Source organism: Methyloradius palustris, from assembly GCF_019703875.1.
Classification (GTDB): domain Bacteria; phylum Pseudomonadota; class Gammaproteobacteria; order Burkholderiales; family Methylophilaceae; genus Methyloradius; species Methyloradius palustris.
Genome location: NZ_AP024110.1, coordinates 2,787,497 through 2,800,413, shown reverse-complemented (window position 1 = coordinate 2,800,413; position 12,917 = coordinate 2,787,497). Strand labels below are relative to the sequence as shown.

General features: G+C 45.0%; 16 protein-coding genes. 14 read left to right on the top strand and 2 right to left on the bottom strand.

All coding sequences use genetic code 11. The annotated features are described in order from the left end of the window. Positions 1–200 precede the first annotated feature (200 nt). From rpmH to mnmE, 5 genes are all read left to right on the top strand, one after another. Entirely contained in the window at positions 201–335 is a 135-nt protein-coding gene (gene rpmH / locus ZMTM_RS13410) for a 50S ribosomal protein L34 (RefSeq protein WP_045751845.1), read from the top strand. Positions 336–399: 64 nt separating this feature from the next. After that, positions 400–801, top strand: coding sequence for a ribonuclease P protein component (rnpA, locus tag ZMTM_RS13405; RefSeq protein ID WP_221764325.1), 402 nt, complete (start codon positions 400–402; stop codon positions 799–801). A gap of 22 nt (positions 802–823) precedes the next feature. After that, positions 824–1,033, top strand: coding sequence for a membrane protein insertion efficiency factor YidD (yidD, locus tag ZMTM_RS13400; RefSeq protein ID WP_221764324.1), 210 nt, complete (start codon positions 824–826; stop codon positions 1,031–1,033). Between the two features lie 78 nt (positions 1,034–1,111). Next, complete coding sequence (yidC, locus tag ZMTM_RS13395; RefSeq protein ID WP_221764323.1) at positions 1,112–2,779, top strand: membrane protein insertase YidC; 1,668 nt, start codon at positions 1,112–1,114, stop codon at positions 2,777–2,779. After that, positions 2,766–4,148 (top strand): tRNA uridine-5-carboxymethylaminomethyl(34) synthesis GTPase MnmE, encoded by a 1,383-nt coding sequence (gene mnmE / locus ZMTM_RS13390; protein WP_221764322.1) that lies wholly within the window; start codon positions 2,766–2,768, stop codon positions 4,146–4,148. Before yidC ends, mnmE begins: the two co-directional genes overlap by 14 nt. Positions 4,149–4,153: 5 nt before the next feature. Here mnmE and ZMTM_RS13385 read toward each other — a convergent pair whose 3' ends face one another. Both ZMTM_RS13385 and ZMTM_RS13380 read right to left on the bottom strand, forming a co-directional pair. Then, on the bottom strand, positions 4,154–5,161 hold the full coding sequence (locus ZMTM_RS13385; RefSeq protein WP_221764321.1) for a cytochrome b/b6 domain-containing protein: 1,008 nt from the start codon (positions 5,159–5,161) through the stop codon (positions 4,154–4,156). A 19-nt stretch (positions 5,162–5,180) separates the two neighbouring features. Further along, complete coding sequence (locus ZMTM_RS13380) at positions 5,181–5,609, bottom strand: DUF1924 domain-containing protein (RefSeq protein ID WP_221764320.1); 429 nt, start codon at positions 5,607–5,609, stop codon at positions 5,181–5,183. A 208-nt stretch (positions 5,610–5,817) separates the two neighbouring features. On the opposite strand from ZMTM_RS13380, the gene mnmG reads away from it, so the two are divergent. From mnmG to ZMTM_RS13335, 9 genes are all read left to right on the top strand, one after another. Continuing rightward, positions 5,818–7,716, top strand: coding sequence for a tRNA uridine-5-carboxymethylaminomethyl(34) synthesis enzyme MnmG (mnmG, locus tag ZMTM_RS13375; RefSeq protein ID WP_221764319.1), 1,899 nt, complete (start codon positions 5,818–5,820; stop codon positions 7,714–7,716). Further along, positions 7,713–8,399, top strand: a complete 687-nt coding sequence (gene rsmG / locus ZMTM_RS13370; protein ID WP_221764318.1) for a 16S rRNA (guanine(527)-N(7))-methyltransferase RsmG — start codon at positions 7,713–7,715, stop codon at positions 8,397–8,399. The genes mnmG and rsmG overlap by 4 nt, the downstream gene beginning before the upstream one ends. A gap of 1 nt (position 8,400) precedes the next feature. Beyond that, the gene (locus tag ZMTM_RS13365) at positions 8,401–9,210 is read left to right on the top strand and encodes a ParA family protein (RefSeq protein WP_221764317.1); all 810 of its coding nucleotides are present in this window, start codon (positions 8,401–8,403) and stop codon (positions 9,208–9,210) included. Further along, on the top strand, positions 9,197–10,054 hold the full coding sequence (locus tag ZMTM_RS13360; RefSeq protein ID WP_221764316.1) for a ParB/RepB/Spo0J family partition protein: 858 nt from the start codon (positions 9,197–9,199) through the stop codon (positions 10,052–10,054). Before ZMTM_RS13365 ends, ZMTM_RS13360 begins: the two co-directional genes overlap by 14 nt. Positions 10,055–10,187: 133 nt before the next feature. Then, positions 10,188–10,592, top strand: coding sequence for an ATP synthase subunit I (locus ZMTM_RS13355; protein ID WP_225907043.1), 405 nt, complete (start codon positions 10,188–10,190; stop codon positions 10,590–10,592). 11 nt (positions 10,593–10,603) lie between these two features. Continuing rightward, on the top strand, positions 10,604–11,413 hold the full coding sequence (atpB, locus tag ZMTM_RS13350) for a F0F1 ATP synthase subunit A (RefSeq protein ID WP_221764315.1): 810 nt from the start codon (positions 10,604–10,606) through the stop codon (positions 11,411–11,413). A 57-nt stretch (positions 11,414–11,470) separates the two neighbouring features. Continuing rightward, positions 11,471–11,743 (top strand): F0F1 ATP synthase subunit C, encoded by a 273-nt coding sequence (gene atpE, locus ZMTM_RS13345; RefSeq protein WP_221764314.1) that lies wholly within the window; start codon positions 11,471–11,473, stop codon positions 11,741–11,743. A 111-nt stretch (positions 11,744–11,854) separates the two neighbouring features. Then, positions 11,855–12,325, top strand: a complete 471-nt coding sequence (locus tag ZMTM_RS13340; RefSeq protein ID WP_221764313.1) for a F0F1 ATP synthase subunit B — start codon at positions 11,855–11,857, stop codon at positions 12,323–12,325. An 8-nt stretch (positions 12,326–12,333) separates the two neighbouring features. Then, a complete protein-coding gene (locus tag ZMTM_RS13335) occupies positions 12,334–12,870 on the top strand; it encodes a F0F1 ATP synthase subunit delta (RefSeq protein WP_221764312.1) in 537 nt (178 codons plus the stop codon). Positions 12,871–12,917 lie beyond the last annotated feature (47 nt).

Sequence of the window (12,917 nt, the reverse complement as noted above, 5' to 3'; positions counted from 1 at the left end):
TTGATATCTGGTTTTGTTTACTCAACATAATGAGAACCATTCTAGCCTGTTTACGTCAACTTATCCACAGCCTGATGCGCCTATTAAAAGCCTAGTGGCCCTGTTTAGCAATTGAAATAAAGGTTGACAAAACATGCATAAATCATGTTAAATAATGGTCTTTGCTCAAGATATAGCTAAGCAGTTATTGGAGATTTATTATGAAACGTACTTACCAACCATCAAAAGTTCGCCGTGCTCGCACCCATGGTTTCCTTGTTCGCATGAAAACACGTGGTGGCCGTGCAGTGATTGCAGCACGTCGCGCCAAGGGCCGTGCTCGTTTAGCGGTATAGAATTTTTGATTGTTTATTGATAGAACCTAAAATTAGTTATCAATAAATATTAAGACTCAAGCCGTTGCAAGCGTTAAAATTTACTTTTCCGCGTCAACGCAGACTAATTAAAACGGATGATTTTTCATCCGTTTTTAATTTCCGCAAGCGCATTTCTGGTCATTATCTCGCCATACATTATCAATATAATCAGCAATTAGATGCGCGATTAGGGTTGATAGTGGGCAAGAAAATAGCACGATTGTCAGTGGACAGAAATTATATGAAACGCGTAATAAAAGAGTTTTTCAGGTTGAATCAGCACCAACTACCAAACCTTGATTTGGTCATACGTGCACAGCGTAGGTTCAGTACGAGTGATTACAAAATTCTTGTGCTGGAGCTCAACGAGTTATTTGCTAGCTTAAGTCGACGTTTAAATTATCAAATTAAAGAACAAATAACCGAGTCTTCGGTTAGCCACTGAAGGCTGAAAGTTTGATAAAGCGATGAGAAAAGTACTTATTAGCGTTATTAAATTTTATCAGTTAACCTTGAGCCCATTTTTTGGGCAACAATGTCGCTTTAGCCCCACTTGTTCACAATATGCGATCGAGGCGATCCAGAAACATGGTGCTTTACATGGAACGCGCTATGCAATTGTAAGATTGGCTAAATGTCATCCTTGGCATCCTGGCGGTCATGACCCTGTATCTTAAATCCACAGCATTAAAATTAATTTATCCCCAATAACCCAGATATATAAAATACATATCACCTATCAAGATTAGAGATTTATGGATACCAAACGCCTGATTTTATTTGTTATTTTGTCTTTTTCAATCCTTATGTTATGGGATGGTTGGCAGCGCCAACATTTGCCTGCAGATAGTGGAACCGAGAGTACTCAAGCGCAAGATGCAAGCGTACCGCAAGTCACAAATGGTCAAACACCTACAGCAGCTTTAGATCCTAATAAAGAAAATGCAGCTTTGGTGCAAGACTCAGGCTTTCGTTTGTTGCCTGGTAAGCGTGTTCATGTAGAAACAGATTTATTCAGCGCCGAGATTGATACCACAGGCGGTGACTTACGGCATCTTGAACTATTGAAACATCGTGCTTCAGACACTACTGACCACAACTTTGTCCTAATGGATGATACTGCGGCGCCTATGACTTATGTGGCACAAACAGGCCTGATTGGTACAGATTTACCTACGCACAAATCAGTGTTCACGACGGCTGCAGATAGTTATCAGATGGAAGCTGGTAAAGATACGTTAGATGTACGTTTTACTTGGGTCGGTAGTAATGGTGTGCAAGTAGACAAAATCTACACATTCCACCGCGGTGACTATGCGATTGACGTAAATTACCAAATTCATAATGGTGGCAGTACGCCTATAGAACCTTGGGTCTATTATCAAATCGTGCATGATAGCCAGTCTAACCAAGGCTCAAAGATGATGCCTACATTCACTGGCGGCGCTTACTTTACCCAAGCCGATAAGTATAAAAAACTGCCGTTTAAAGATATGGAAAAATCCAATCTTTCCAAAAATACACCAGATGGCTGGGTGGGTATCGTTCAGCATTATTTCGTGAGTGCATGGATTCCAGAAGAAAGTAAATCACGCGAGTTCTACACTAAGAAACTTTCAGAAAATATCTATTCTATCGGCAGCAAAGGTGCTTTGGATACGGTAGCGCCAGGCGCGAGTATTGAAGCAAAAGCAAAATTCTATGCTGGCCCACAAACCCACACAGACCTTGAAAAAACGGCGCCAGGGCTTGAGTTGACTGTGGATTACGGCATTCTCAAAGTGATTGCCTTTCCTTTATTCTGGGTGCTGTCACACATAGAAATCGTCGTGCATAACTGGGGTGTCGCGATTATTCTACTTACTGTGCTGATCAAGCTTATGTTCTATCCGCTCTCGGCTAAAAGTTATCGCTCCATGGCGCAGATGCGTGAACTTGCACCACGCTTGCAACGCATGAAAGAGCAGTTCGGTGACGACAAACAAAAAATGCAGCAAGCGATGATGGAGTTGTACAAGACCGAGAAGATCAATCCTATGGGTGGTTGCTTGCCTATATTGGTGCAAATTCCAGTGTTTATCTCGCTCTATTGGGTATTGCTAGGTAGCGTAGAGATGCGCCATGCACCATTTATGTTGTGGATACACGATCTTTCAGCGGTTGACCCTTACTATGTACTGCCTTTGTTGATGGGCGCTACCATGATTATTCAAACACGTTTGAATCCAGCACCGACAGATCCAGTGCAGGCCAAAGTGATGATGATCATGCCTATTGTATTCAGTGTGTTCTTCTTCTTCTTCCCTGCTGGTTTGGTGTTGTATTGGTTAGTTAATAACTTATTATCTATTACCCAACAATGGCGCATTAACACTGTGATCAAGCGTGAAACAGCTGCAAAGAAGGGAAATGCGGTCAAGTAAGCCTCAGCCAGAGACCATCGCCGCCATCGCGACGGCGGCGGGTTCTGGCGGTATTGGTATCGTTCGTGTTTCGGGCTCTGCCAGCCAAAGTATTGCTAAAGCGATTCTTGGCGACTGCCCTGCCCCACGGCATGCAGCCTATTTGGGTTTTAAAGATGTGAACGGTGAGTTGATTGACCGTGGTATTGCCATCTACTATGCAGCACCTAATTCTTATACAGGCGAAGATGTTCTAGAGCTGCAAGCGCATGGTGGCCCAGCCTTGATGCAGTTGTTGCTAGCACGTTGCCTGGAACTAGGTGCCCGCCAAGCCGAACCAGGCGAATTTACACGCCGTGCTTATCTGAATGAAAAACTTGATCTTGCCCAAGCTGAAGCTGTAGCCGATGTTATCAATGCCTCAACGATAGAAGCAGCGCGCAGTGCCATGCGATCCTTATCTGGCGACTTTTCAAAACTTGTTCATCAATTGCTCGATCAGCTCATCAACTTGCGTATGTATGTTGAAGCTTGCCTTGATTTCCCCGAAGAAGAAATCGACTTTATTACGCAAGGTAGCGTTGCTGAAAAGCTGAGCCGTATTGCGACCGAACTACGTGCGATTTCTCATCAAGCGCAACAAGGCAATTTATTGCGTGAAGGTATGCAAGTTGTTTTGGTTGGCCAGCCGAATGTCGGCAAATCTAGTTTGACTAATGCGTTGGCTGGCGAAGAAATTGCGATAGTCACACCGATTGCTGGAACTACGCGCGACACAGTAAAAAGCCTGATACAAATTAAAGGTGTGCCTTTGCACATTATTGATACTGCAGGCTTGCGCGAAACAGAAGACGAAGTAGAAAAATTCGGCATTGCGCGAACTTGGCAAGCTCTAGAAAAGGCCAATATCGCATTATTATTGGTAGACGCAGCTAACGGTATTGGCGAACACGAAAAACTCGTTATAGCGCGATTGCCGCAAGAATTGAGCAAAATCTGGGTACATAACAAGATTGATTTGAATTTCCAACCTGAACATTCGGACGATGCTGAGTTAAATAAAGCGAGAATCGAAACCAAGCAAGGGGATACTCATATTTACCTCTCTGCTAAAACTGGTGAGGGTTTAGTCTTGTTGAGAGAAGAATTGCTAAAACGCGCAGGCTGGCAATCTACCGGTGAAGGTGTGTTCATGGCGCGAAGTAGGCATCTGAATGCTCTGGCAGAAGTTAAGCGGCATTTAGATATTGCGAAGGATCAGTTAAGTCAGCCAGAGTTATTGGCAGAAGAGTTACGTTTAGCCCAGGAGTCGTTGGGCACTATCACTGGAGAATTTACTCCAGATGATTTACTGGGTGAGATTTTCAGCCGTTTTTGTATCGGTAAATAGTCATTTTATTCAATTAGATCTTCTACCTCCGCAGTGACCAGTTTCTTTTTTAGAATTCCCAACGCTTGCATACGTTCAGAATCAGTGTCATACAAAGGGCTGGCGGCAATAAGGCAGTCTTCGGTTTTTACAATAAAGTACATGCGCTTCATATTGGATGTGAGCAGTTTGTAATACTTGTCTTCGCAACCAATTTTCTTAAGTAAATCAATCTTTTCAAGCAGATGTTGCTTGGAGTTGAACACGTAACTTTCTAACAACAGCGTTTCATCGCCCGCATACATACTAAAAAATACACCACCATTATCTGCTAGTTTTAAGTAGAATTTAGCAGGGGTGTTTTCTTCTTCTTGCATCAAATATAATTTGTTGCTGAGTTTCCCCAGGTTCGTGAGCGAATGCATCATGCGCTTTAAGCCTGTAGAAAGCATGGCAGAAGTATGTAGCGTTTCACGTGAAACATTTTTGTCGAGCACATAACTATTACTGTCATGGGTACGTTTCACGCCCGTAATCATCGCCATAATCAAGTTATCTTTATGCACAATACTTTCTGTGATAACACCAACTACATGAATACCAACAAGAAATAGCCAGAACCAAGCAAAAAACTGATGTAGTGTTTGTAGAAGGTCTGGCGCATCTATGAGCCAGCCATCATTGAATTTGAGAATACCAGTGGCTACTGTAAGTAAGCCAACAATGAGCATGAGATAAATAATTATTGAGCCAGCAGGATTGTGGCCGATAAATTGTTTTGGGTGGCCTTTGAGTATTTCCCAAACGTACTTAATAGCTTGGATAGGATTTAATGGAAAGGCATTAAAGCTCGCATAGCCTGTTTTCAGAAACCCCCAGACTATGCGAGCGATGATCAGATAGCCGGCCATGAAGCCTGCATTCACATGCATGATCAGATGCCACTCTGATTTGTGCGTAATAAACGCGATGGCAAAGGCGACGACTAACGACCAGTGAAATACCCTAACAAATAAATCCCATACATATTGCATTTAAAACAATTAAGCGGATTTAAGGCTTATCTGCAGTTAACAGGTAAGCAATGAAGTTAGCTTTTTCTTGAGCGGTGCAATCACGGCCAATAATGTCATTGCAATGGCTGGTGAAGTTCTTTTCAACTTTATCAAGATCAGCGAAGCGCTTGGCATTGACCACTGGTGACAATGGGCGAATCGGCTTACCAGTGACAATGTGCTTACCAGGATCAGCTGGGTTTGCGGTGTGGCAAGAAGCACAAGCAACTTGTTTACCTTTAACAGTGATTTCACGGTTGAAAAACGCTTTACCGTCTTCTGCTGAAAAATCTTTGTATTCTGGATTGATGGCTTTAGCAATGCCTAGATATTTATTCGCGAGCTTGTGCGCGCTTTCTACATCGGCATGTGCGCTCATTACAGAGGCTGAAAGTAAGGCAATTAGTGCGATAGAAATCTTTTTCATGATGAATTCCTAAGATTGTTGGTAGTAATGATGTGTAGCTGAATCTACTACAAGCTAATTGTATGCCAATTTTATTAACAAAAGATGACTAGATTGTTAATTCTATTGGCGTTGCGAGCGATTCGCATTTAATAAAAGCTGGGTTTTAAATGACGAAAAGAGCAGTATGAAGTAAAATATACGTCCTTGTTATCGAATCGATAAACGCATGCAATTCCCTGAAAAATTTGATGTTATTGTGGTTGGCGGTGGTCACGCAGGTACTGAAGCTGCGCTGGCCTCTGCACGCATGGGTCAAAAGACTTTGCTGCTCACCCATAACATCGAAACACTGGGTCAAATGTCATGTAATCCATCGATAGGCGGCATCGGCAAAGGCCATCTGGTTAAAGAGATTGATGCGCTGGGTGGCGCCATGGCTGCTGCTACAGATGAAGGCGGCATACAGTTCCGCATATTGAATTCAAGCAAAGGCCCTGCTGTTCGCGCCACTCGAGCACAAGCAGACCGTATTCTTTACAAGGCGGCTATCCGTCATCGCTTGGAAAACCAGCCTAATTTATGGCTGTTTCAGCAAGCTGTTGATGACATTATTCTGGACGGCGAACGCGCTGCCGGTGTGGTAACGCAGCTAGGCTTGCGCTTCGAATCAAAAGCCGTGGTATTGACTGCAGGCACTTTTTTGGCTGGGCTTATTCACGTTGGACTTTCAAATTATCAGGCGGGCCGAGCTGGTGATCCGCCTGCAGTGTCGCTTGCAGCAAGATTGCGTGAGATTGGTTTGCCTGCTGGCCGCTTGAAAACTGGTACACCACCGCGTATCGATGGTCGCACAATCAATTATGCGGTGATGCAGGAACAGCCGGGTGATAACCCTGCCCCTGTATTTTCATTTTTGGGCAACGTAGCGCAACATCCGCGACAAGTGCCTTGCTGGATTACCCACACTAACGAACGTACGCATGAAATCATTCGTAGTGGTTTAGATCGCTCGCCCATGTACACGGGTGTGATTGAAGGCGTAGGCCCTCGTTACTGCCCATCGGTTGAAGACAAAATTCACCGCTTTGCCGATAAAGAGTCGCACCAGATATTTCTTGAGCCAGAGGGATTGACCACGAATGAGGTCTATCCCAATGGTATTTCAACCAGTCTGCCGTTTGATATTCAATGCCAGTTGGTGCGCTCAATCCAAGGTCTTGAAAATGCGCATATCTTGCGACCTGGCTATGCGATTGAATATGATTATTATGATCCGCGCGGCTTAAAATCTTCGCTGGAAACCAAAGCGGTTCAAGGGCTTTTCTTCGCGGGCCAGATTAACGGTACAACGGGCTATGAAGAAGCAGCTGCGCAGGGTTTATTGGCAGGCGCTAATGCCGCACTTTATTCGAAAGACGCACCAAGCTGGTGCCCTAGTCGTGATCAGGCCTATCTCGGGGTGCTCGTAGATGATCTCATTACCACGGGCGTCACAGAGCCATACCGCATGTTTACTAGTCGTGCCGAATATCGTTTATTGCTGCGTGAAGATAACGCGGATATGCGCTTGACCGAAGCTGGCCGTAGAATTGGTTTGGTCGATGATGTCCGCTGGGAGGCTTTCTCGCGTAAGCAAGAGGCTGTTATTCGCGAGCAACAGCGCCTGAAGCGCAGTTTCGTGCGTCCAGAAAGCCTGCCAAAATCCGACGCCCTGCGTGTGCTTGGTAAAGAAATCGAACATGAGTATTCATTGTTCGAGTTGCTGCGCAGACCAGAGGTTAGCTACGAGGCTTTGCTGAGTTTGTCTGATGCAGGCCTGGGTGAAACCGACGAGCAGGTGCGCCAGCAAGTTGAAATTGCTGCTAAATATCAAGGTTATATTGACCGTCAATATGAAGAGATTGAGCGTAGCAAACAAAACGAGCATTTGAAATTGCCTGAAGATCTTGATTATGCCGATGTGCATGGTTTGTCGATAGAAGCACAACAAAAACTCAGTAAACAGCGTCCAGAAACGCTTGGTCAGGCGGGTCGTATTTCAGGCTTAACCCCAGCTGCGATTTCTTTATTATTGGTCTACTTAAAGCGCAAAAGCCGCAGTAAAAAAGTGGATATCGCTGCATGAGTGCAGTCTTGGTATCGCAACCAACTAGAGATGGCTCGGATAAGCTTTTGGAAAAGCTAGCGCAAGGTATTGAACAAGCTGGATTAGCGTTATCAGACAGTACCCTGAAAAAACTCATGGACTACCTTGCGTTGCTGCAAAAGTGGAACAGAGTGCACAACCTGACTGCGGTGCGTGATGCTGAAGACATGGTGACTTTGCATTTGCTGGATAGTCTCTCTGTGTTGCCGCATATCAACGCAAATAACTTGCTAGATGTAGGTAGTGGTGGTGGCTTACCAGGTATTCCATTGGCTATTTGCTTGCCCGATCTACAAGTGACCGTGATAGATTCAAGCCAGAAAAAAGCCAGTTTCATGCGTCAAGCCAAAGCTGAATTGAATATCACTAATTTACAAGTAGTGTCTGGTCGAGTGGAGCAATACAAGCCAGCGCATCAGTTTGAGATCATTATTTCTCGCGCTTTTTCAGAGATATCCCTGTTTTTGAACCTGACCAAGCATCTGTTGGCGGAAAATGGAAAGTGGCTGGCAATGAAGGGCATGTATCCAGAAGAAGAACTTGCCAAGACACAAGCAAAAGCGACGGAGATTATTCCGTTGGTAGTGCCTGGTTTAGACGCGCAGCGGCATCTGGTCGTGATTCCATTCAATCAAGCTTTTCATCATATCGGGGCGGCATAGCATGCGCATATTGGCGATTACCAACCAAAAAGGTGGTGTGGGTAAAACCACCACTTGCGTGAATCTAGCTGCTAGCTTGGCTGCTACTAAGCGCCGCGTTTTGCTCATTGATCTTGATCCACAAGGCAACGCGACCACAGGTAGTGGCATAGAAAAAACCAGCCTTAAACACACCGTTTATCATGTATTGATTGGCCAAAAAACCTTTAAAGAAGTGATACAAACCTCAGAAAAAGGAAAGTTTGACGTTGCTCCGGCAAACCGTGAATTGGCTGGTGCAGAAGTCGAGCTGGTGAACGAAATTGCTCGTGAGACTCGCCTCAAGCAGGCATTGGCAGAATTGGTTAAAGCCGACCCTTCAGGCAAGCCATATGATTACATATTGATTGATTGCCCTCCTGCCCTCAACCTGATTACGGTCAACGCGCTGACGGCGGCTGATGCCGTGATGATCCCCATGCAGTGCGAATATTACGCACTGGAGGGCTTGTCTGATTTAGTCAATACCATCAAGAAAGTGCGTGCGCATTTAAACCCGACTTTAGAGATCGAAGGCTTGTTGCGTACCCTGTTTGATAACCGCAATATGCTGGCGCAGCAAGTTTCAGTCGAGTTATCACAGCATTTTGGCGACAAAGTCTATCGCACCGTCATCCCCCGTAATATCAGGCTGGCTGAGGCCCCGAGCTATGGCGTACCTGTGCTGTTTTATGACAAAAGCTCCAAGGGTGCCAAGGCTTATCTGGCGCTGGCAGGTGAAATTATTAATCGAAAAGTAGGTAAAGTGAGGGCGGTAAATGGTGAAGCCTAAAGGGTTGGGTCGTGGCTTAGATGCCTTATTGGCAGGTGATATGGGTAGTGTGGGTGATGCAGATGCGCTACGCATGTTAAAGGTAGATCAGCTGCAGCCTGGGAAGTATCAGCCTCGCTCCCATATGGATCAAACTGCTTTGCAAACGCTGGCAGATTCGATCAAATCACAAGGCATCATGCAGCCGATTATCACGCGCAAAATCGCGGGCGATCGCTATGAGATTATTGCCGGTGAGCGTCGCTGGCGTGCTTCGCAGCTCGCTGGGCTGAAAGAAGTGCCCGTAATCGTGCGTGACATTCCAGACGAATCTGCGCTGGCTATGGCCTTGATTGAAAATATCCAGCGCGAGAACCTGAATCCGCTAGAAGAATCTACAGGTATTAAGCGCCTGATCGATGAGTTTGGTATGACGCATGAAACTGCAGCGCACGCCGTTGGCCGCTCGCGTAGTGCTGTGACAAATCTACTTCGTTTACAAAATTTGCACGTGCAAGTGCAGGAAAAACTCATCAATGGTTTGCTGGATATGGGCCATGCAAGAGCGCTATTAAGCTTAAACGAAGCTGCTCAAATTACTGCGGCTGAGCAAATTATACAAAAAGGCTTATCGGTTAGGGATGCAGAAAAGCTGGTGAAGACCATAGGCTCGCAAGTTTTAACCGCGCCGAAAGTCAAAAAGCCTGACCAGGATGTGCAGCGCTTGCAGGAAGAAATCGCAGAATCATTGGGGGCGGATGTCAAAATCGAAACCTCTGCAAAAGGCGCAGGAACATTGAAAATTCGCTATTCCAGCCTTGATCAGTTGGATGAGATTATCGCCAAGCTGAAACGTCAGGCATGATGAAACGCTTGACTTAATACTGATTAAACAAGACAATCACGGGCTTTTCACGGTGTGCCATTTGGTAAGGAAATTTCTTAAGTAGCTTGCATGCTGAAACTGAAGTAAGCAATAAGTTGGTTAAGAATCACAAATGGAAAACAATAAAACATCCACCGTGTATAAGCAGATGGCAAAGTGGCAGATTATGGCCACGGCAGCCGTCGCATTAGCAGCAGGATATTTTGCGGGGTTACATGGCGCTTTATCTGCATTAGCAGGTGGAGGCTCAGCAATAGCAGGTGGATTTGCCGCGTCAATAATGGCCAGACGCAGCGAACATAATAAAGAGGCTGGAGCCATATTAATTGGCTTACTAAAAGCAGAAGCGGTCAAGATATTGACCATCATAATTCTGTTATTTATTACATTTAAAATTTACACAGACCATTTAGTGCCCTGGGCTTTGATATTAGGCTTAGCCGCAGCTGCTATTTTGTCTGGAGTGGCAGTCACTGCGCTTGATAAAAATGCGCATAACGAAAAAAGTGAAACTTAGGGTTTGATGTCATGGCGACAGAACAATTAACACCATCAGAATATATTGCGCATCACCTGTCTTTTAACACCCATTCCGTTGGCAATGGTAGTTTCTGGACGCTGCATGTTGATACCTTTGTAATGTCAATCGCACTTGGACTAATTGCTATCGGCCTAATCTGGTGGGTGGTACGCGGTGCAACAGCAGGTGTACCAAGCAAGCGCCAGGCGTTTGTAGAATTACTGGTCGGTTTTATTGATGACCAAGTCAAGAACATTTTCCATGGCGATCGCCACAAATTCATTGCCCCGGCAGCACTCACCGTGTTTGTGTGGGTTTTGATGATGAACACAATGGACTTTTTACCTGTTGATATTGTGGCTTGGCTGGTTGCACACATAGGTGACGAGCATACAAAGTGGCGCATGGTGCCTACCTCTGACGTCAATACCACCTTTGCTCTAGCGCTCACAGTGTGGATTTTAATGATTTTCTTTGCCATCAAGGCAAAAGGCCTAGGCGGCTGGATACACGAGCTGTTCTGTTCACCTTTCGGCACACATCCCCTCGTTTGGCCTGCAAACTTCGCATTTAACCTCATCGAATATATTTCAAAACCGCTTTCACATTCACTTCGTTTATTTGGCAACATGTATGCGGGTGAGGTGATTTTCCTGCTGCTCGGACTCTGGGCAGCAACTGGCCTGACTGGCACGATATTTGGCGCAATTCTTGGTGCTGGCTGGTCAATTTTCCACATTTTGATTGTTGTGCTGCAAGCGTTCATTTTTATGATGCTTACCGTCGTCTATCTGGCGATGGCGCACGAAAGTCACTAGTTTTAGTAGTAAGACTTAAAGTAAGTAGTTAAAACCACAATAGCGAAAGGAAACACAATGGAACATTTACAACTTTTAGCCATGGTACAAGCATATACAGGTATTGGTATTGGCTTGATCATTGGTCTGGGCGCAGCAGGTGCCTGTATCGGTATCGGTATTATGTGCGCAAGTTTCTTGGATGGTGCAGCTCGTCAGCCAGAAATGATCCCAGCATTGCAAGGTAAAGTGTTCTTGCTGTTAGGTTTGATCGATGCATCATTCATTATCGGCGTTGGTCTGGCAATGATGTTTGCATTCGCAAACCCACTGTTAAGCGTACTTGGTTAATTGTAGTTAGCTAATTTAATTAAGCTTTCGACTCTTTTGGGGTCTGGGCTAAATAAACGTTTGGGCTATATAAATCTGTTATGCCATCGGGCATAACAGTCAGGAGCAAAAATGGATATCGGATTTACACTAGTTGCACAGGCGATAGCCTTTTTCGTGTTGATTATGTTCACCACGAAATTTGTCTGGCCGCCACTCATGAACGCGATTGAAGCCCGTCAAAAGGAAATTGCTGACGGTTTGGCCGCTGGTGAGCGTGGCAAAACCGAGTTGGAACAAGCATCGAAGAAATCATCTGAAGCAATTACTGAAGCCAAGCAACTTGCTTCACAAATCATTGCACAAGCTGAAAAGCGCGCGACTGATTTGATTGAAGAAGCTAAAGGCAACGCAAAATCAGAAGCTGATCGCATTATTGGCAGTGCAAAAGCTGAAATTGATCAAGAAGTAAACCGTGCTAAAGAAGGTTTACGTCAGCAAGTATCTGCTCTGGCAATTGCAGGTGCTGAGAAGATTTTGCGTAAAGAAATTGATGCTAAAGCACATGCTGAGATTCTTGATGCCATTGCGAAAGAGCTATAGGAACGCACATGGCTGAAGCAATTACCATCGCAAGACCCTATGCTGTAGCAGTATTCAGGCTTGCTAAAGAAAAGAAATCGCTGGCTACCTGGTCTGATGAATTGGCCTTGTTATCTGGCATTGCCTCAAATGAGCAAATCAAAGCCGCCATTGATAATCCAAAACTGGATGCAAGTGAACTGGAGCGGATTTTCCTTAAAGTCAGTGAAGGCAAGCTAAGCGCAGAAGCCATCAATTTGGTCAAAGTACTGGTTGAGTACAGTCGTTTAGGATTGCTTCCAGATATCGCAGAAGCATTTGAATTGCTCAAGGCAGAAGATGAAGGCACGCTTGAAGCTGAAATTACAGCGGCGGCCAAGCCAACAGACGCCCAAGTGAAAACAGTCGTAAAACAACTAGAAGCCAAATTTGGCAAAAAAGTTGAAGCACAGGTCAAGCTTGACCCGGAGCTGATCGGTGGAATCAAGATAGTGATTGGCGATACAGTGATAGACGCATCAGTACGTGGGCAGTTACAAATCATGGCTTATGCGCTCAAGGGCTAAGATTAAGAATTAAGGTTTTAATAGCAGGTACGTTTAAAAGTTAACAT